The organism is Klebsiella spallanzanii (assembly GCF_902158555.1).
Lineage (GTDB): Bacteria > Pseudomonadota > Gammaproteobacteria > Enterobacterales > Enterobacteriaceae > Klebsiella > Klebsiella spallanzanii.
On record NZ_CABGGS010000001.1, the window covers coordinates 655,027 to 674,069 of the forward strand.

Below are 19,043 nucleotides of genomic sequence, written 5' to 3' on the forward strand. Positions count from 1 at the left end.
ACTTTTTCGTCCTCTTTTGCCCTGTCAAAGGTCGGTTCCGGCAGCTCGAATAAATTCCAACAAGTTTGTTACATTTTATGTAATTTGCTGCTGATATACTTGCCGTTTATGTTTACACGCGAATAATTCTCAGAATCATTATATTTATAAATTAGCAAACGGAACTCATATTATGGCAAGAAAATCAGTAAGTTCACTCATCCTTACTGCACTGCTCTCCACCCCATTTTTTAGCTACGCCACCCAATATCCGCTCACCGTCACCGACCTTGATGGCCGCAGCATTACGCTCCAGCATGAGCCGCAGCGCATCATTTTGCAGGATGGCCGCGATATTATGGCGATGGCCCTGCTCGACCGCGATAACCCCTTCAAACGGCTGGTTGCCTGGAACAACCTTGCAAAAAAGCAGGACATCAACACCTGGAAAATGCTGAAAGAGAAATGGCCGCAGTCGGCCGAGATCCTCGATATGGGCTTCAGCGATAAAGGTAATGTTGACCTTGAAAGCGTGATTTCCCGCCAGCCAGACCTGATGATTGCCCAGCTTCGCGCTAAACCGGCGCTGGAAGAAAGCGGTATCATCAATAAACTCAGCGCGCTGAATATTCCGGTTCTGTTCGTCGATTATGAAATCAACCCCGGCAAAGACACCGCGCCAAGCATTGACCTGTTAGGCAAAGTCCTCAACCGCGAAGATAACGCCAAAGCCTATACCGACTACTATCGCCAGCAACAGGACGCCATTCGCCAGAAAACCGCGACCATCACGCCGAAAGCCAACGTGTTCGTTGAAGCGCTGGCGGGTAATAGCGATGCCTGCTGCTTTACTCACGGGCACAGCGGTTGGGGCGGCCTGGTGGAAGCCGTCGGCGCGAACAATATTGGATCACAACTGCTGCCGGGCGCTTCCGGCTTCGTGTCGCTGGAAAAAGTGATCAGCATGAAACCTGACGCCTACATTATGACCGGCTCTAAACGCGGGAACAGCCAGGTGCTGCCGCTGGGTCTGGAGGTCGACGCGCAGGAAGTCAATAATCAGGCTCAGGTACTGCTGTCGCGTACCGGCGTCAGCGAGATCCCGGCTATCAAAGCAAAGCGCGCTTATGGCATCTACCACCACTTCTACAACCATCCGTGGAATATTGTCGGCATGGAGTATCTGGCGAAGGACATCTATCCGCAGACCTTCAGTAGCCTCAACCCCGATGATAGCTGGCACTACATCGTCCGTCATTTCACCACGCTGCCAGACCTGCCGTTCGTTTTTTCCTGGCAACAAGGCGAGTAATAACCCATGAGTTCAACCACTGAACCTGGTATCGGCGCGCTCAGCGTCGATAGCCACGGCGTGATGGCAAACTACCGCAATATTGTTCACCGCCGCGTTATCATGATGCTATTGCTGGTAATACTGATTTTTGCCTCGCTACTGTTTGACTTCGTGATGGGACCATCGGGCCTGTCGCTGCATACGCTGTGGCAAACGCTTACCGACCCGGCCAGCGCCAATGCCGGGACGCGGGCGATTGTCTGGGATATCCGCATGCCCTATGCGCTGATGGCGATCGTCGTCGGTCTGGCCCTCGGCCTGGCCGGAGCGGAGATGCAGACTATCCTGAATAACCCGCTGGCCAGCCCGTTTACCCTCGGCGTCTCGTCGGCGGCAGCATTTGGCGCAGCGCTGGCGATTGTGTTGGGAATCGGTATTCCCGGCATTCCTGGCCAGTGGTTTATCTCGGCCAACGCCTTTATCTTTGCTCTGCTGGCGGCGCTGCTGCTGGACGGAATTACGCGCTGGACGCAGGTCGCCACCTCCGGAGTCATTCTGTTTGGTATCGCGCTGGTATTTACCTTTAATGCGCTGGTGTCGATGCTGCAGTTTGTCGCCAACGAAGATACTCTCCAGGGGCTGGTATTCTGGACCATGGGCAGTATTGACCGTGCCTCCTGGCAAAAAGTGGGGATTTTGCTGGCCGTGCTGGCAGTGGTGATGCCGCTATCAATGCTCAGTTCGTGGAAGCTGACCGCACTGCGCCTCGGTGAAGACAGGGCGATCAGCTTTGGTATCAACGTGCGCCGACTGCGCCTGACGACGCTGCTGCGCATCAGCATTCTGTCGGCAATTTCGGTAGCATTTGTTGGCCCAATCGGCTTTATCGGCCTTGTGGCTCCGCATATCGCCAGGCTGATTTTCGGGGAAGATCACCGTTTTTATCTCCCGGCCAGCGCGCTTATCGGTGCGCTGGTGCTGTCGCTGGCCTCGGTTGCCTCAAAGAATCTCATCCCCGGCGCGATTATTCCGGTCGGTATTGTTACCTCCCTGGTGGGAGTCCCTTTCTTCCTGAGCATCATTTTGCGCCACCGGGGGCACGTATGAGCCATCTGTTATCCGGGCTGGCGCTATCCCATTTCAGCGCCGGCTATCCCAAACGTCAGGTGATTCACGACCTGACCGTACCGCAGCTACCGCGCGGCAAAATTACCGCGCTGCTCGGCCCCAACGGCAGCGGGAAATCCACGCTGATGCGGGCGATGGCCGGGCTGGGGCCGAGCAGCGGCGAACTGTCGCTTGATGGCGAGAACCTGCTGGCGCTCCCCTTTGCCCGCCGCGCGGAAAAAGTGGTCTATCTGCCCCAAACGCTGCCCGCAGGCGTGCATTTGCACGTACTGGAGTCGATTATCGTCGCCCAGCGCGCCGCCGGAGGATTGCACAATCCGGAAAACCAGTCGCAGGTGATGTCGCTGCTGCGCCAGCTAGGTATTGAGCATCTGGCGCTGAGCTACCTCGATCAGCTTTCTGGCGGCCAGAAGCAGCTTGTCGGCCTGGCGCAATCGCTTATTCGTCAGCCTTCCCTGCTGCTGCTGGACGAGCCGCTTAGCGCGCTGGATTTAAACTACCAATTCCACGTGATGGATCTGGTACGCAAAGAGACGCAAAAGCGCAATATCATCACTTTGGTGGTGGTCCACGATATCAATATCGCCTTGCGCCACGCGGATCATGTGTTAATGCTGAAGGAGGGGCAGCTACTTGGGGATGGTGCGCCAGCCGAGGTCATTACTCCGCAGACTCTGGCCGCCGTTTACGGCGTGCGCGGGCGTATCGAGCCTTGTTCTCAGGGAGTGATGCAGGTGATTATCGATGGGCTGGTGGCAGGCGTTTAGGTCGCTGTTTGCTGTTGCCGCGACCCGGTGTTTGCAGAGGGCTGCACCGGTATGTTGGTTTCTTTGTTCCACGTTTGTGTTTTGAGCGACAGGTAGCTGTAACCCAGCCTTATCAAATGCAGCAGGACGGGGATTTTAACGCGGGTATCTTCGGTAAATTTCATCGTATTCCCTGTTTTATCATTTTGTTGCGCTCCGGGCCATGCAGCGGCTACTGCCTGAGAGCGATGAACGACGATTTTTTTGTTTAGCTTTGCGCCTATGTTACACGTTCCGCTTAAACTGACCGAATAGATTTGAGTTTGCCTGTCTGTCGTAATCAGAGGTTTATATTTTTTGTGATGTGTCGATTGAAAGGCGACATATCACAAAATAATCAAACTCTATGTTGTTATGCATTTCTGGAGTGAAAGGATATTTCAGCAGATCCCTGCCTCATCCCCTCCCAGATAACGCGCATGCAAAAATGCGGAGCTGACCGCATCAATGTCATTTCCTGCCACGCCGTGCTCCTCAAAATGATTACGCCATTCCCTGACTACGCGCCAGATACTGTCAATTTCCGCAATGGCATCTACCCGGTTTAAACCAAAACGCTCACACCACGAAAGTGCATTAATCAGCGTGGCTTCTTTACCCAACGCACCTACGCCAAGGTGCAGACGACGATGGTGGGAATGAACGGGACGAGGAACGACATCGTATAAGGGGCTAATACGCCATGCGAGATTGACGGCGCATTGAGGCTCTTGCGCCCCTCTGACAGGCGTTTGCTCTGGTAACTCCATCAGGACAAAGCCATGGTTGCGTAAATGGTCATCATCATTGTTGACCAAAATATTGAAGACCATACGGCGGTAAAGTTCTTTCAAATCATCAGCGAGGCTGGCCGCAGCAAGATGGCGGCGCATGGCATCTGCCAGTTCAGCATAGCTGCTTTCTATCGATGCCATCTCATGGATGTTCATTAGGGTCAGTGCAGACACAAAATGGCGTCGCCCGGTGGTATCTCCTGCCCCCACACGGTCAAAACGCTTAATCAGCATCGCGAAGCGTCCCGTGCCGATCTCTTCGAGGCGCGTCTCAGGAACATGGAGCCCTGCTGCATGCGCTAGTCTTAAGGTTGCATGTTCAATTGCCGGGTAACAAAAACCCCGGTCGCTACGGGAAGAGAACTTCGCCAGCCAGTGGCTACCATCCTCAATCACCACGGTCGCTTTTGGGCGCATTCCTCCCATGCTGGATCCCGCATCAAATATACCGTGCAGATTCGCGGGCAAAGGTAAACCATTCTCGATCCTCTCGGCAGCATCTAACAGATATCCGAGTGATTTGATATTCGTCGAAGCCGCTAACTCTCTGGCCGGTTCACTATCGGGAGTGATATCTAATGCCCCGGTCCGGTTTGGCCCAGCTTCAAGAAGATACACTGACTCCGGTAATGCGTTCGCCGGAACCCGCTTTTTGGCTTCAATGACGCGGCGACCCCATGCATCAGGCGCGGCATCACGGATCCCGCCAAACAGCGCTGACTCTTGCGCAAACAACGCCTGTCCGGCCACCTGCTGCCCTTGTAGCATCCCCAGCCCGACGGGATCGATTTCAATTGCCCCATTGCGTTTCAGGTACTTCAGGCCATAGACAAAACGCGATGCCCGAAGCTCAATACCTTCTTCCTGTAACTGCAATTTACCGGCAGGAACAGGCTGAGTTGCTCCCGGTAAAAACGCATGCACCATTAACGTCTGTTCAGAAATCATACTCTTCCAGTTCCTTGTTACTGAGTGGCCTTGCACGGCGAGGGCGACTCGCGATTTCCTGAGCATCAACCACGTTATCTTTTTTAGTCAGCACGTCCGCCAACGTCGCGCCAGGGCGGATAACGCTGAGATAACGCAGGATTTGGCCTATTGCAACACCTGCATCGCCATTTTCAATGCGGCTCACCGTGTTACGACTCAGATTTGCACGTATGGCAACTTCTGACTGAAGCATTTTGCGGGCAACTCGACTACGCGCCAGCGTTCGCCCCAACGTAACTAGCTGGAGATGTTGTTCTGAAGAGAGTAATTCTTGTTGCGATCGCTTCACTTTGCACCTTAAAACAATCATTAACATTACTATGCTACATAGTAGGTGCACCTGAGCAAAATTCAACCTAAAAAAATCTGATAGCCGTTCAGATAACATTATTTTTGCACCTTAAAACAGGCGTAAACTGAAAATTGCATGTTTTAAGGTGCATGAATGGTATCCACATCTCTTACCGGCATGTCAGTTCTCTGAGTAACCCCATGTAACTAAGAGTGTCCATATGCCCTTTGTTCACCCGCTTTTTAAGGCTGGCAGCCTACCGTGGACTATTGAATTCAAAGAGAGCGTATTTCCGATAACTTTTTCAATTGAGGTACGCAATAAAGTGGCGGATTATTTCATCGACGATTACCCGCAAAAGCTGGCTACCATGCTGGAGCGCCTGCCGGATATCATTAAGGGCGATGCCTTCCGTAACGAAATGGCGCGTTTTATCCCGCAGGACGTACAAGAGCGTACACTGCATAAAGAGAAGTTTTTCGTGTTTTTAACGGCAGAAATCACAGGGTTATTGCAGCAGGTACAGCGGGACTTTCAGGGTAATTCTGCGTCAGAGTTTTGAAAAATTACCCCTGACGGCTGAAACCCCGTAGTCCAGCGAAGCGCAGCACAAGCCGGGAAAGCATCCGGGGGTCATATAGCCCGACCAGCGCAACATCACTGAGAAAACGCCAGACCTCCCGGATCGTCACTCTTCTGCGAGCGCGATCTCGTTTTCATGCCCTGGTTCGCACTTTTCCACATGTGACATTCCCCTCATTCTGTCCCTATGCTTTAATGTGCTAAACCGGTTTAATTAAGTTTAGCTATGGAGAATTTTCAGCATGAATGCAAAAGTTTGGGTTCTGGGCGACGCGGTAGTAGACCTGCTGCCGGAAAGCGAGGGCCGCCTGCTGCAGTGTCCCGGCGGCGCGCCAGCTAACGTGGCAGTAGGTGTTGCTCGCCTTGGCGGCAACAGTGGATTTATCGGGCGCGTCGGCGACGATCCGTTTGGCCGCTTTATGCGCCATACCCTGCAACAGGAACAGGTCGATGTCAGTCATATGCACCTCGACGGCCAGCACCGCACCTCAACCGTGGTGGTCGACCTTGACGACGAGGGCGAGCGAACCTTTACCTTTATGGTGCGTCCCAGCGCAGATCTGTTCCTGGAAGAAGAAGACCTACCGGCGTTTGCCGCTAACCAGTGGCTGCACGTCTGCTCTATTGCCCTTAGCGCCGAACCCAGCCGCAGCACCACCTTCGCGGCGATGGAGAAGATCAAACTTGCCGGCGGCCGGGTGAGCTTTGACCCGAATATCCGTCCGGACCTCTGGCAGGATCAGGACCTGCTGCACGCCTGCCTCGATCGCGCCCTGTGTCTGGCCAACGTGGTGAAACTGTCCGAAGAAGAGCTGGTATTCATCAGTGGTAGTAATGATATAGCTCAGGGAATCGCCAACGTCACCGAACGCTATCAGCCTGAATTACTGCTGGTGACCCAGGGTAAAGCGGGCGTACTTGCCGCATTCCAGCAGCAGTTTACCCATTTCAGCGCTAAGCCGGTTGTCAGCGTGGATACCACCGGCGCGGGCGACGCCTTTGTCGCTGGCCTGCTTGCCAGCCTTGCTGCCAACGGGATGCCGACGGATATTAACGCGCTGGAGCCGACTCTCACCCTGGCGCAAACCTGCGGCGCATTAGCCACCACGGCAAAAGGCGCGATGACCGCTTTGCCTTATCAGCACGATCTTAATCGCCAGTTTTGATCCTTAAGGCCGCTGTGCGCGGCCCACTTTGTTGCACCCATCACATTTATTAAACCGGTTTAGCAAAATTCTTTTCAAAATGTTAAAGGTCATGCTTAACATAGCGACTAAACCGGTTTAGCAAAAATACTCCTTTTTTCAATTTTACTTTTGGGATGCACCAGCATGTATAGAAAAAGCACACTCGCGGTTCTTATCGCTTTGCTAACCGGCGCCGCCTCAGCTCATGCGCAAACGGACCTCAGCAGTATCGAAGCCCGCTTGATCGCAATGGAAAAACGCCTGCAGGAAGCGGAAAACAGGGCGCAAACGGCAGAAAATCGCGCCGAGTCGGCAGAGAAAAAAGTTCAGCAACTCACTACGCAGCAGCAAAAAACCCAGGACACCACCCAGGAAGTGGCTCAGCGTACCGCCAAACTGGAGAAGAAAGCCGATGAGAAAAGCGGCTTTGAATTCCATGGCTACGCCCGCTCCGGCCTGTTGATGAACGATGCGGCATCCAGCAGCAAAAGCGGCCCCTACCTGACGCCAGCCGGGGAAACCGGTGGTGCCATCGGTCGTTTGGGCAACGAAGCCGACACCTACGTCGAACTGAATCTCGAACATAAACAGACGCTGGATAACGGTGCCACCACGCGCTTCAAGGCGATGCTGGCTGACGGACAAAAAACCTATAACGACTGGTCGGCCGATTCCAGCGATCTGAATATCCGCCAGGCGTTTGCCGAACTCGGCAGCCTGCCGAGCTTTGAAGGTCCGTTTAAAGGCTCCACGCTATGGGCCGGTAAACGCTTTGACCGCGATAATTTTGATATCCACTGGCTCGATTCCGACGTGGTATTCCTCGCCGGGACCGGCGGCGGTATCTACGACGTGAAGTGGAATGACAGCATTCGCAGCAACTTCTCCCTTTACGGGCGTAACTTCGGCGATCTGGAAGACATCGATAACAATGTGCAGAACTACATTCTGAGCATGAACCACTTTATCGGCCCGGTGCAGGTGATGGTCAGCGGCCTACGGGCGAAAGATAACGACGACCGTAAAGATGCCAACGGCGATACCATCCAGACTGACGCCGCTAACAATGGCGTCCACGCGCTGGTTGGCCTGCATAACGACAGCTTCTACGGCCTACGTGAAGGCAGCAGCAAAACCGCCCTGCTCTACGGTCACGGTCTGGGCGCAGAAGTCAAAGGTATCGGCTCGGATGGCGCGCTACTCTCAGACGCCAATACCTGGCGCTTCGCCAGCTATGGCACCACGCCGCTTAGCGAACGCTGGCACATCGCCCCGGCGGTGCTGGCGCAAAGCAGCAAAGATCGCTATGTCAAAGGCGATAGCTACGAGTGGGTCACTTTTAACATGCGCCTGATCCAGGAGATCACCCAGAACTTCGCCCTCACTTACGAAGGCAGCTACCAGTATATGGATCTGCATCCAGAAGGTTACAAAGATCGCAACGCGGTGAACGGCAGTTTCTATAAACTCACCTTCGCCCCGACGTTTAAAGCGGGCAGCATCGGCGATTTCTTCAACCGTCCCGAGCTGCGCCTGTTCGCGACCTGGATGGACTGGAGCAAAAAGCTGGATAACTACGCCAGCGACGACGCCTTCGGCAGCAGCGGTTTCAACGCGGGCGGCGAGTGGAATTTCGGTATCCAGATGGAAACCTGGTTCTGATGGTTAACGCCTGACAACAACAACACCTGGGGCGGCAAACGCGTTTCGTCGCCCCGGACACAATAACGATACAGAGACTGCGCCCCCGTGAACACGGGACGACAGCTCGAAAATCAATACGCATTCAGAGGGTACTATGGATTTTGAACAGATTTCCCGCTCGCTGCTTCCGCTTCTGGGAGGCAAGGAAAATATCGCCAGCGCCGCGCACTGCGCCACGCGCCTGCGCCTGGTGCTGGTCGATGATTCACTGGCCGATCAGCAAGCCATCGGCAAAATTGAAGGGGTTAAGGGCTGTTTCCGTAATGCCGGACAGATGCAAATTATCTTTGGCACCGGGGTGGTAAATAAAGTCTACGCGGCCTTTATTCAGGCGGCAGGGATTGGTGAATCCAGCAAATCGGAAGCCGCCGACATCGCGGCGAAAAAGCTGAATCCTTTCCAGCGTATCGCCCGTCTGCTATCAAACATCTTTGTGCCGATCATCCCGGCTATCGTCGCCTCCGGCCTGTTGATGGGCCTGTTGGGGATGGTCAAAACTTACGGCTGGGTCGACCCGGGCAACGCCATCTACATCATGCTGGATATGTGCAGCTCGGCGGCGTTTATCATTCTGCCGATCCTGATTGGCTTCACCGCCGCCCGCGAATTCGGCGGTAACCCCTATCTCGGCGCGACGCTTGGCGGCATCCTGACCCACCCGGCGCTGACCAACGCCTGGGGCGTGGCGGCAGGTTTCCACACCATGAACTTCTTCGGCCTTGAGATTGCCATGATCGGCTACCAGGGCACGGTGTTCCCGGTGCTGCTGGCGGTGTGGTTTATGAGCATCGTTGAGAAACAGTTGCGTCGCGTGATCCCCGACGCGCTGGATCTGATCCTCACGCCGTTCCTGACGGTGATTATTTCCGGCTTTATCGCCCTGCTGATTATCGGCCCGGCCGGTCGCGCGCTCGGCGATGGCATTTCGTTTGTCCTCAGCACCCTGATTACTCACGCCGGTTGGCTGGCCGGACTGCTGTTTGGCGGCCTCTACTCGGTTATCGTCATTACCGGTATTCATCACAGCTTCCATGCCATAGAAGCCGGACTGCTGGGCAACCCGTCCATCGGCGTCAACTTCCTGCTGCCGATTTGGGCGATGGCCAACGTTGCCCAGGGCGGAGCCTGTCTGGCGGTGTGGTTTAAAACTAAAGATGCAAAAATCAAAGCCATCACCCTGCCCTCGGCGTTTTCTGCCATGCTGGGCATCACCGAAGCGGCGATTTTTGGTATTAACTTACGCTTTGTAAAACCGTTTATCGCAGCCCTGATCGGCGGCGCAGCGGGCGGCGCGTGGGTGGTGTCGGTGCACGTCTATATGACCGCGGTAGGCCTGACGGCAATCCCCGGCATGGCTATCGTGCAGGCCAGCTCGCTGCTGAACTATATTATCGGGATGGTTATCGCCTTTGGCGTTGCCTTCGTCGTCTCCCTGGTACTGAAATACAAAACGGACGCTGAATAATGTCACTTCCATCACGCCTGCCTGCGATTTTGCAGGCGGTTATGCAGGGCCAGCCGCGCGCGCTGGCCGACAGCCACTATCCCCACTGGCACCATGCGCCGGTGACCGGGCTGATGAACGACCCCAACGGCTTTGTTGAATTTGCCGGACGCTATCACCTGTTCTATCAGTGGAACCCGCTCGCCTGCGATCATAAATTCAAGTGCTGGGCGCACTGGAGTTCTGCCGATCTGCTGCACTGGCAGCATGAGCCGATCGCCCTGATGCCGGACGAAGAGTATGACCGCAACGGCTGCTACTCCGGCAGCGCGGTAGATAACCACGGAACCCTCACCCTGTGCTACACCGGCAACGTCAAATTTGATGATGGTAGCCGAACCGCCTGGCAGTGCCTGGCGACGGAAAACGCCGACGGCACGTTTACTAAGCTCGGCCCGGTATTACCGCTACCGGAGGACTACACCGGCCACGTGCGCGACCCGAAAGTCTGGCAGCATGAAGGCCGCTGGTACATGGTGCTGGGCGCGCAGGATCGGCAAAAGCGCGGCAAGGTGCTGCTGTTCAGCTCCGCAAATCTCCGTGAGTGGACGAGCGAGGGCGAAATTGCCGGTTACGGCATCAATGGTCTGGACGACGCGGGCTATATGTGGGAGTGCCCGGACCTGTTCCCGCTCGGCGACCAGCATATTCTGATTTGCTGCCCGCAGGGCATCCCCCGCGAGGAAACGCGCTTTCTTAACACCTACCCGGCAGTGTGGATGAGCGGCGATTTCGACTACGACCGCGCTGATTTCAAACACGGCGAACTGCACGAGCTGGACGCCGGATTCGAATTTTACGCGCCGCAAACCATGCAGACCAGCGATGGACGCCGTCTGCTGGTCGGCTGGATGGGCGTGCCGGACGGCGAAGAGATGCGCCAGCCGACGCTGGCTAACGGCTGGATCCATCAGATGACCTGCCTGCGCGAACTGGAGTTTGTCGACGGCAAGCTCTATCAGCGCCCGCTGCGCGAACTCACCGCCCTGCGCGGCGAAGCGCACGGCTGGCAGGACAGCCCTCTGCCGCTGGCGCCGATGGAAATCAGCCTCGAAACCGCAAGCGACGACGCGTTACGCATCGATTTCGGCGGCGCGTTGACGCTTGAGCGCGATGCCAGCGGGATCCTCCTGGCGCGACGCAGCCTCGCCAGCGACGAAACGCACTATCGCTACTGGCGCGGCGAGGTCCGCTCGCTGCGGATTTTTATCGACCAGTCGAGCGTGGAAATCTTCATCAACGACGGCGAAGGCGTCATGAGCAGCCGCTACTTCCCGGTTTATCCGGCGCAGCTGATTTTCACGGGCAGCAAACCGGGCGCATTCTGTTACTGGTCGCTGCGGACATGCATGATAGAATAAGCGTTTTCTTTCAGACTCATTGCGTCGTAATGAAAACCAAACGCGTAACCATTAAAGATATCGCCGAACTGGCGGGTGTTTCCAAAGCGACCGCCAGCCTGGTGCTGAACGGGCGTGGCAAGGAGTTGCGCGTGGCGCAGGAAACCCGAGAGCGCGTGCAGGCAATTGCCCGCGAGCAGCACTATCAGCCGAGCATTCACGCCCGCTCGCTGCGTGATAACCGCAGCCACACCATCGGGCTGGTGGTGCCGGAGATAACCAACCACGGCTTTGCGGTCTTTTCCCACGAGCTGGAGATGCTGTGCCGCGAGGCGGGCGTTCAGTTGCTTATCTCCTGTACCGACGAAAACCCCGGCCAGGAGAGCGTGGTAGTGAACAATATGATCGCCCGTCAGGTCGACGGGCTGATCGTCGCCTCCTGCATGCATAATGATGCCGATTATCTGAAGCTCAGCGAGCAGCTGCCGGTGGTGCTGTTTGACCGCCGTCCTAATGAAAGCGCGCTGCCGCTGGTGATGACCGATTCAATTACCCCGACGGCAGAGCTGATTTCCCGTATCGCGCCTTCGCATAGCGATGAGTTCTGGTTTTTAGGCGGTCAGCCTCGCCTGTCGCCATCACGCGACCGTCTGGCGGGATTCACTCAGGGCCTGGCCCAGGCGGGTATCGAACTGCGTCCGGAATGGGTGATCAACGGCAACTACCATCCCAGCTCCGGCTATGAGATGTTCGCCGCCCTCTGCGCGCGTCTCGGTCGGCCGCCAAAGGCGCTGTTTACCGCCGCCTGCGGGCTACTGGAAGGGGTACTGCGCTATATGAGCCAGCACCATTTGCTGGATTCCGATATTCATCTGGCGAGCTTCGACGATCACTATCTCTACGATTCGCTGTCGCTGCGTATTGATACCGTGCAGCAGGACAACCGCCAGCTGGCCTGGCACTGCTACGACCTGATAAGCCAGCTGATTGACGGCAACACGCCAGAGCCGCTACAGCGCTACCTGCCCGCAACGCTGCAGTTTCGTCATCGTTGATTCACGCATCCAGCCCGCTGATTCGCACCAGGTGCACGGTGAGCCATAGCAGTTCGTTGCCGCCGAGGGTGATATCGAGCTGGGCTTTGACGTAATCGCGGATCAGAAGCGCGCAGCGGTAGGCTTCCGGATACTCCTTAATCACCTGTACCAGCAGAAAACTGTCCCGCGCGCCGTCCAGCTCCCCCTCTTGCAAACGCTGGAGGAAGAACTGCATATGGACCAGAAAGCGCGAGTAGTTAATCGATTCGGTGTCTATCTGCTGCTTAAAGTGGTACTGCACAAGATTAAAAATATCCTTCAGCATTTTCACCGACTGCATGGTCTGCGCCACGTCGTCGCCCTCGCTCTGGCCGTTCACCAGATGAAATGCGATATTCCCGGCTTCCTCTTCCGGCAGCTCAATCCCGTACTGCTGGCGAATAATCGTCACCGCTTCGCTGGCGACGCGGAACTGCTGCGGATAAAAGCGCCTGACTTCCGGCAGCAGGCGGTTTTGAATGGCGATCCCTTTGCGACTGCGTTCAATAGCAAACGTCAGGTGGTCAGCGAGGGTAAAGAAAATCTGCTCGCGAACCTTACTGGCAAGCTGCATATTGGCGCGGGAAATAATCATCGCCGCCATTTCGATGACCTCATCCGGAATGGCGGAGAGCGCTTCAAGATAACCGCTGTGCGCGCCGAGCGTCTGGGTCACAAACAGCTTCTCTATCATCTGCGGGTCAATCTCATCCCCGGGTCGGCTGTTGAAGCCAATACCTTTCCCCATAACGATAACCTCCCTGTTATCATCATCCATGGAGAGCACCAGGCTATTATTGAGCACCTTCTGAACAATCATCACAGAGACTCGTCGTGGTTACCGTTTTGCGTAATGACATCCTTATACCACCAGAAGCTGCGTTTGCGGATCCTTTGCAGACTCTTCAGGTCGTCCTCGCCGCGATCGACGTAGATAAAACCGTAGCGCTTGGCGTAGCCCTGATGCGTGCTGACCACGTCAATCGCCGCCCACGGGCAGTAGCCCATCAGCTCGACGCCGTCTGCAATCGCCAGGCGCATTTGTTCAATATGCGCCTGTAAGAACGCGATACGATAATCATCATTCACCGTCCCGTCATGCTCCAGCTTATCCGGCGCGCCCATGCCGTTTTCGCTGATCAGAATCGGCAGGCCGTAGCGCTCGCACACTTTGCGCAGCGTCAGGCGTAGCCCCACCGGGTCGACCACCCAGCCGTAAGGCGTTTTACCCACCCACGGATTTTCCGCTGGCCGATAAACCCCCTCTTCGCCCAGCATAATTTGCTGATCGCCCGCACGCGGCGCAACGTCCGCGCCGTCGCCCCGACTGGCGGCAATCGTCGCGGTGGAGTAGTAGTTAATGGCGATAAAATCCGGCCGCCCCTGCTGCAAAATCAACGCATCTTCCGGCTGCATTTCCGGCGCGAGGCCGCGATCCTCTAAATACGCCCACGCCAGGGCGTTGTAGCGGCCATGTACCGCCACATCCAAAAAGCTCCAGCAGCGCAGCGTTTCCCAGTTATGCGCGGCGATGGCATCTTCCGGTTTGCAGCTTTCGGCGTACATCGAAGTGGTGTTTATCGCCGGACCGATGCGCAGCCCGGGAAACTCGCGGTGGCACAGGGCGAAGATCTGCGCCTGGGCCAGCATCATATGGTGATTCTGCTGATACAGCGCTTTCTTGTCCGGCAGCTCACGATCCGCAGGCACGCCAATCGCGCCGGGGTGCAAGATCATGGTGTTCTGCTCGTTAATCGTCAGCCACAGCGGGACTTTATCGGCAAACTCGCTGAACAGCAGACGGGCATAGCGCACGAACGCCTCCCCGGTTTTGCGGTTGAGCCAGCCGCCTTTTAGCTCCAGCGCCCACGGCAGGTCGAAATGGTAAAGGGTGACAATCGGCGTAATGCCGTGGCGCGTCAGGGCATCAATCAGGCGATGATAAAAGGCCAGCCCGGCTGGATTCACGGCGCCGTCGCCGTCCGGGATCACCCGCGACCAGGCCAGCGAAAAGCGATAGGCCTTCAGCCCCATTTGCGCCATCAGCGCGACGTCCTCTTCTACGCGATGATAGTGGTCGCTAGCGATACGAAAGTCCGCCGTTCCCGGCGGGTGGCTGAGCATATCGACCACAGACGGTCCTTTACCGTCTTCATTCCACGCACCCTCGACCTGATAGGCTGAGGTGGACGCCCCCCACAAAAAACCGTCCGGGAACTGCGCTTTGTTTTGATAAATCATGCCTGCGCCTCCTTAGTGGATTGCACCATCAGCTGTTCGCCGTAATCGACCTGCGCGGCGGCGGTCAGGCGCAGTGAGTGCTGCTCGTCACCGTTGACCACAATCACCGGAGTAATCAGGTCATACCCGGCTTGTTCGATAGCGGGAATATCAAAGCGGATCAGCTCTTGCCCGGCTTCCACCTTATCGCCCACTTTCAGCGATGAGCTAAAGTGCTGGCCGTTAAGATTAACCGTGTCGATACCAATATGGATAAGCAGCTCAAGCCCGCTTTCGCTTTGCAGACCCACCGCGTGACACGATGGCAGGAACATCATCACCGTGCCGCTAAACGGCGCGCGCAGTACCCCTTCCTGTGGACGAATCGCCAGGCCCTCACCCAGCAGACCGCCGGAAAAGACATCATCATTCACTTCACTCAACGCTACCACCTGGCCGCGCAGCGGGCTGAGCACGTCAATCTCACCCTCCATTTTTGGGCTAACCACAGGCTGCGGCGCTTCGCTGACCTCTTCTTGATCCTCAGGCGTATCTTTAAAAGCAATAAACCAGGTCAGGGTAAAGGTCACCACGATAGAAATCGCGCAGGTCACCAGCGCATGGACGATGTTCATCGGGTTTTCGCCGATAAACGCCGGCAGCGCCGCGAGGCCTGGAGAGACAAACGCGTAGCGCACCAGCCCGCTCACCCCGGCATAAACCCCGGCGCATCCGCCGCCGATCATCGCGGCAATCAGCACGCGGCGAAACTTAAGCAGCACCCCGTACAGCGCCGGTTCGGTGATCCCCAGCAGCGCGGTAAAGCCCGATGACGAAGCCAGCTGGCGCAGGTTGCTATTTTTGGTTTTCAGCGCCACGCACAGCGTTGCCGCGCCCATCGCCACGTTTGACGCCAGCATCCCCGGTCCGTTAATCATCTCGTAACCGCTTTTACTCAGCTGTCCGGTGGCGATTGGCGTCATCGCCCAGGCGGTGCCGGTAATAATCAGGAAGGGTTGCAGGGTGCCCATCAGCATCGGGATCAACCAGCTGGCGTGGCGGTCGATAGCGCCCGCACCTGCGGCGACCAGGTCGTTAAGCAAAATGCCCGCCGGGCCGACAACCACCAGCGCCAGCGGCGCGGTGATCAACAGAATCAGCATCGGCTTAACGAAGAATTTGATAATCGAGGGTGAGACCTTCTCAGCGAAGCGCTCAACCCACGACATCAGCCACACCGTCAGAATAATCGGCAGCACCGATCCGGCGTAATCGGAAAGCAGAACGTTGATGCCGGCAAAATCGACCGCTTTACCGGCAGCCATCATCTGGCCGATGCCCGGGTGCAGCAGCACGCCCGCAAGGGTCATCGCCAGAATTGGGTTACATTCAAACTTCAGCGACGCCCCGTAGGCCAGCAGTACCGGCAGGAAGAAGAACGCGGCATCGGCAATAATGTTGAGCAACTGATAGGTCGAACTGGTTTCGCTAATCACGCCCGTTAGCTTAAGAATGGCCAGCAGCGCCTTGATCATCCCCGCGCCGGTAATCGCCGGGATCACCGGGGTGAAGGTGGTCGAAATAACGCTGATAATGCGTGCGAAAATGCCGGTCGGTTTGGCGTTTTTGTCGCCGCCTGCCGGACTTTTCTTCTCCGGCAGCGCCTTATTAAGCAGGCGATAAACCTGCTGCACCTCATTGCCGATCACAATCTGGAACTGGCCGCCCTTCTCCACCACGCTTATCACGCCGGGGATAGTGCCAATCTGCGCATCGTTAACCTTTGCGCGGTCGTTGAACTCCATACGCAAGCGGGTCGCACAATGGGTGAGCATTCGGATATTCTCCGCACCGCCCACCGCGTGGAGGATTTTGTCTGCTGTTTCGTTATAGTTCATAGTGTTCCCTGGTGTTGGGGCAAAAAAAAAGACCAAAACAGAGACGCTCCCCTTGGCGGGAGAGCATTTCTATTTTGGTCTTGCCTGCTTTCGCAGTAGCACGCCATCATAAAAATGGGTTATTTCGGCGGATTATCTAAGCGGCTTTGCTGTATTTCAATCACCAGCGGGTAAAAATGTGATCTCGATTGAGTAAATTCTTAAGTAAATATCAACCAAGAGCCTGCTGACGCAGCCAGCTCTGCAATAGCTTAGCGTTTGGCGTCATATCGCTATCCTGACGTACGCAGAGGTAGTAATCCCGGCCATCATCTATCGCCGAATCGAAGATTTTCACCAGCTCGCCGCTCTTCAGATAGGGGGCGATCAGCGGCTCGCGCATCAGAGCGCAGCCCAGTCCAGCCTGTACGCCCGCCAGAGTCAGCAGGCCATCCTCAAATAATGGCCCCGTCGAGCGCGGTGGACGCTTTACCCCCTGCTGCACAAACCACTGGTTCCAGGTCGTGCGCTCCTCGTCGTGCAGCAGAGGCATCTGCAATAGCTGCTCCGGGGTATCAATATGCCCGTGCAGGCGCAAAAAGGCCTGGCTGCATACCGGCACCATTCTGCCGGAGATCAGCTTTTCGCTCTGATAACCCACCCAGTGGCCGTTGCCAAAGCGGATCGACATATCGGAGGCGTCGCTAAGGTAGTTACGGTGGTTGGCGTAAACCACGTTGATTTCAGTGTTCGGATTGGCATGCACGAACGACGGCAGGCGGGGAATAAACCAGCCCATGCCAAACAGCGGGATCAGGCTGATCGTCACCTGCTGGGTTTGCACCTGATCGACCAGATGCTCAGTGGCCTGGCGCAGCACGTTAAACGCCGCGCGGATCGAGCGATAATACTCCCGCCCCTGCTGGCTGAGGGTCAGCCGCCGCCCCTGGCGTTCGGTGAGCGGGATCTGCAAATAACCTTCCAGTACCTTCAGCTGATGGCTTACCGCCGAGGGTGAAATCGCCAGCTCCTGCGCCGCCAGGGTCACGCTGCCCAGCCGCGCAATCGCCTCAAAGGCGCGCACCGCCCGCAGCGGCGGATCGTTGGCTAAAGTGCTCTCCGACCAGCTAACCGGCCCTTCCGATTGTTCTGTTTTTTTCATATGTTGATTTTCTTAGCGCATTTCCCGATCCGGCACATTCTTTAATTATATTTAAAATCATAAAGATAGTTAACCACACTTTTATAATAAGAAAGAATATATGCGTATTTTACAATTTAATTCATTTGTTGGATGGTAGCTGTTATTTGAGCATCTTGTCGGAAGAATCAGTTGGACACACTCATACAACAAATTATCAACGGGGTCATGCTCGGCAGCATTTACGCCCTGATTGCGCTGGGCTACACCATGGTGTACGGCATCCTGCGCATTATTAACTTTGCCCACGGCGATATTCTGATGGTCGGCGCGCTGACCACGCTCTCCGGGATGAACGCGCTTAATGCCCACTTTCCCGGCCTGCCGCCGCTGGCGCAGCTGGGGCTAGCGCTGCTGCTGGCCATGGCGGTGTGCGCCCTGCTGGCGATGGCGGTCGAGCGTTTTGCCTACCGTCGCCTGCGCAACGCGCCGCGCCTGGCGCCGTTGATCTCCGGGATCGGCGTTTCAGTTCTGCTGCAAACCGTGGCGATGATCGTCTGGTCGCGCAATCCGCTGATGTTTCCGCAGATCCTGCCGATGGACCCGATCGCCGTGACCCACGGCAGCGAAGCGCATCCTCCGGCGATCGTGACCGTCACCGGCATGGTCACCGTCGCGCTGGCCCTGGCGGTCATGCTCGGCCTGTGGCTGCTGGTGGAGTACACCCGCTTAGGACGCGGCATGCGCGCTGTGGCGGAAAACCCACGTATTGCCACGCTGATGGGCGTAAACCCCAACGCCATTATCGCCCTCACTTTCGCCATTGGCGGCGTATTCGCCGCGCTGGCCGGCGTGATGATGGCCAGCAACTACGGCAATGCCAGCTTCTCAATGGGGTTTCTGCCCGGCATTAAAGCCTTTACCGCCGCGGTGCTCGGCGGCATCGGTAATATTCGCGGCGCGATGATCGGCGGCCTGCTGCTGGGGCTTATCGAATCCCTCGGCGCGGGCTATCTCGGCGACCTGACCAACGGCGTTTTCGGCAGCAACTATCAGGATATCTTCGCCTTTATGGTGCTGATTCTGGTGCTGGTTTTCCGCCCTGCCGGTTTACTCGGCGAACGCGTCGCGCATCGGGCCTAGGAGATAA

General features: G+C 56.4%; 17 protein-coding genes. 10 read left to right on the top strand and 7 right to left on the bottom strand.

All coding sequences use genetic code 11. The annotated features are described in order from the left end of the window. The first annotated feature begins 172 nt into the window (after positions 1 to 172). The 3 genes from FN082_RS03195 to FN082_RS03205 are packed head-to-tail and all read left to right on the top strand — an operon-like array spanning position 173 to position 3,168. A complete protein-coding gene (locus tag FN082_RS03195) occupies positions 173 to 1,291 on the top strand; it encodes an ABC transporter substrate-binding protein (RefSeq protein ID WP_139538551.1) in 1,119 nt (372 codons plus the stop codon). 60 nt (positions 1,292 to 1,351) lie between these two features. Next, a complete protein-coding gene (locus tag FN082_RS03200; RefSeq protein WP_180349566.1) occupies positions 1,352 to 2,380 on the top strand; it encodes a FecCD family ABC transporter permease in 1,029 nt (342 codons plus the stop codon). After that, positions 2,377 to 3,168, top strand: coding sequence for an ABC transporter ATP-binding protein (locus FN082_RS03205; protein ID WP_139538549.1), 792 nt, complete (start codon positions 2,377 to 2,379; stop codon positions 3,166 to 3,168). Before FN082_RS03200 ends, FN082_RS03205 begins: the two co-directional genes overlap by 4 nt. Here the strand turns inward: FN082_RS03205 and FN082_RS29925 are convergent. The 3 genes from FN082_RS29925 to FN082_RS03215 all read right to left on the bottom strand — a co-directional run bounded on the left by FN082_RS29925 (position 3,165) and on the right by FN082_RS03215 (position 5,259). Beyond that, entirely contained in the window at positions 3,165 to 3,332 is a 168-nt protein-coding gene (locus tag FN082_RS29925; RefSeq protein WP_185931933.1) for a hypothetical protein, read from the bottom strand. The genes FN082_RS03205 and FN082_RS29925 overlap by 4 nt on opposite strands. A 255-nt stretch (positions 3,333 to 3,587) precedes the next feature. Further along, positions 3,588 to 4,928, bottom strand: coding sequence for a type II toxin-antitoxin system HipA family toxin (locus FN082_RS03210; RefSeq protein ID WP_185932095.1), 1,341 nt, complete (start codon positions 4,926 to 4,928; stop codon positions 3,588 to 3,590). After that, entirely contained in the window at positions 4,918 to 5,259 is a 342-nt protein-coding gene (locus tag FN082_RS03215) for a helix-turn-helix domain-containing protein (protein WP_142464039.1), read from the bottom strand. The genes FN082_RS03210 and FN082_RS03215 overlap by 11 nt, the downstream gene beginning before the upstream one ends. A gap of 223 nt (positions 5,260 to 5,482) precedes the next feature. Here FN082_RS03215 and FN082_RS03220 point away from each other — a divergent pair, with 223 nt between their 5' ends. From FN082_RS03220 to FN082_RS03245, 6 genes are all read left to right on the top strand, one after another. Next, on the top strand, positions 5,483 to 5,824 hold the full coding sequence (locus FN082_RS03220) for a hypothetical protein (protein WP_185931931.1): 342 nt from the start codon (positions 5,483 to 5,485) through the stop codon (positions 5,822 to 5,824). Positions 5,825 to 6,086: 262 nt separating this feature from the next. After that, a complete protein-coding gene (locus FN082_RS03225; protein WP_142981126.1) occupies positions 6,087 to 7,010 on the top strand; it encodes an aminoimidazole riboside kinase in 924 nt (307 codons plus the stop codon). A 165-nt stretch (positions 7,011 to 7,175) separates the two neighbouring features. After that, entirely contained in the window at positions 7,176 to 8,693 is a 1,518-nt protein-coding gene (locus FN082_RS03230; RefSeq protein WP_139538545.1) for a carbohydrate porin, read from the top strand. Between the two features lie 136 nt (positions 8,694 to 8,829). Further along, positions 8,830 to 10,200, top strand: coding sequence for a sucrose-specific PTS transporter subunit IIBC (locus FN082_RS03235; protein ID WP_139538544.1), 1,371 nt, complete (start codon positions 8,830 to 8,832; stop codon positions 10,198 to 10,200). Then, a complete protein-coding gene (locus FN082_RS03240) occupies positions 10,200 to 11,600 on the top strand; it encodes a sucrose-6-phosphate hydrolase (RefSeq protein WP_142981127.1) in 1,401 nt (466 codons plus the stop codon). Before FN082_RS03235 ends, FN082_RS03240 begins: the two co-directional genes overlap by 1 nt. A 29-nt stretch (positions 11,601 to 11,629) precedes the next feature. Next, positions 11,630 to 12,634: a LacI family DNA-binding transcriptional regulator gene (locus FN082_RS03245; RefSeq protein WP_142465587.1), complete on the top strand. Its 1,005-nt coding sequence runs from the start codon at positions 11,630 to 11,632 to the stop codon at positions 12,632 to 12,634. 1 nt (position 12,635) lies between these two features. Here the strand turns inward: FN082_RS03245 and licT are convergent, their stop codons facing one another. The 4 genes from licT to FN082_RS03265 form a co-directional block, all read right to left on the bottom strand. Next, positions 12,636 to 13,475, bottom strand: a complete 840-nt coding sequence (gene licT, locus FN082_RS03250; RefSeq protein WP_139538541.1) for a BglG family transcription antiterminator LicT — start codon at positions 13,473 to 13,475, stop codon at positions 12,636 to 12,638. Further along, positions 13,475 to 14,896 (bottom strand): glycoside hydrolase family 1 protein, encoded by a 1,422-nt coding sequence (locus FN082_RS03255; protein ID WP_142981128.1) that lies wholly within the window; start codon positions 14,894 to 14,896, stop codon positions 13,475 to 13,477. Before FN082_RS03255 ends, licT begins: the two co-directional genes overlap by 1 nt. Next, on the bottom strand, positions 14,893 to 16,773 hold the full coding sequence (locus FN082_RS03260; RefSeq protein ID WP_142981129.1) for a beta-glucoside-specific PTS transporter subunit IIABC: 1,881 nt from the start codon (positions 16,771 to 16,773) through the stop codon (positions 14,893 to 14,895). The genes FN082_RS03255 and FN082_RS03260 overlap by 4 nt, the downstream gene beginning before the upstream one ends. Before the next feature lie 211 nt (positions 16,774 to 16,984). Then, complete coding sequence (locus FN082_RS03265; RefSeq protein ID WP_112215354.1) at positions 16,985 to 17,914, bottom strand: LysR substrate-binding domain-containing protein; 930 nt, start codon at positions 17,912 to 17,914, stop codon at positions 16,985 to 16,987. Positions 17,915 to 18,085: 171 nt separating this feature from the next. Between FN082_RS03265 and FN082_RS03270 the strand changes: the two genes are divergently transcribed. Next, positions 18,086 to 19,036 (top strand): branched-chain amino acid ABC transporter permease, encoded by a 951-nt coding sequence (locus FN082_RS03270; RefSeq protein WP_139538538.1) that lies wholly within the window; start codon positions 18,086 to 18,088, stop codon positions 19,034 to 19,036. Positions 19,037 to 19,043: the final 7 nt, after the last annotated feature.

What these genes read in the sequence shown, in the direction of transcription:
- FN082_RS03195 (WP_139538551.1), top strand. Translation starts at nt 173, where the DNA reads ATGGCAAGAAAATCAGTAAGTTCACTCATCCTTACTGCACTGCTCTCC.
- FN082_RS03205 (WP_139538549.1), top strand. Translation starts at nt 2,377, where the DNA reads ATGAGCCATCTGTTATCCGGGCTGGCGCTATCCCATTTCAGCGCCGGC.
- FN082_RS29925 (WP_185931933.1), bottom strand. Translation starts at nt 3,332, where the DNA reads ATGAAATTTACCGAAGATACCCGCGTTAAAATCCCCGTCCTGCTGCAT.
- FN082_RS03210 (WP_185932095.1), bottom strand. Translation starts at nt 4,928, where the DNA reads ATGATTTCTGAACAGACGTTAATGGTGCATGCGTTTTTACCGGGAGCA.
- FN082_RS03220 (WP_185931931.1), top strand. Translation starts at nt 5,483, where the DNA reads ATGCCCTTTGTTCACCCGCTTTTTAAGGCTGGCAGCCTACCGTGGACT.
- FN082_RS03225 (WP_142981126.1), top strand. Translation starts at nt 6,087, where the DNA reads ATGAATGCAAAAGTTTGGGTTCTGGGCGACGCGGTAGTAGACCTGCTG.
- FN082_RS03230 (WP_139538545.1), top strand. Translation starts at nt 7,176, where the DNA reads ATGTATAGAAAAAGCACACTCGCGGTTCTTATCGCTTTGCTAACCGGC.
- FN082_RS03235 (WP_139538544.1), top strand. Translation starts at nt 8,830, where the DNA reads ATGGATTTTGAACAGATTTCCCGCTCGCTGCTTCCGCTTCTGGGAGGC.
- FN082_RS03240 (WP_142981127.1), top strand. Translation starts at nt 10,200, where the DNA reads ATGTCACTTCCATCACGCCTGCCTGCGATTTTGCAGGCGGTTATGCAG.
- FN082_RS03245 (WP_142465587.1), top strand. Translation starts at nt 11,630, where the DNA reads ATGAAAACCAAACGCGTAACCATTAAAGATATCGCCGAACTGGCGGGT.
- licT (WP_139538541.1), bottom strand. Translation starts at nt 13,475, where the DNA reads ATGATTGTTCAGAAGGTGCTCAATAATAGCCTGGTGCTCTCCATGGAT.
- FN082_RS03255 (WP_142981128.1), bottom strand. Translation starts at nt 14,896, where the DNA reads ATGATTTATCAAAACAAAGCGCAGTTCCCGGACGGTTTTTTGTGGGGG.
- FN082_RS03260 (WP_142981129.1), bottom strand. Translation starts at nt 16,773, where the DNA reads ATGAACTATAACGAAACAGCAGACAAAATCCTCCACGCGGTGGGCGGT.
- FN082_RS03265 (WP_112215354.1), bottom strand. Translation starts at nt 17,914, where the DNA reads ATGAAAAAAACAGAACAATCGGAAGGGCCGGTTAGCTGGTCGGAGAGC.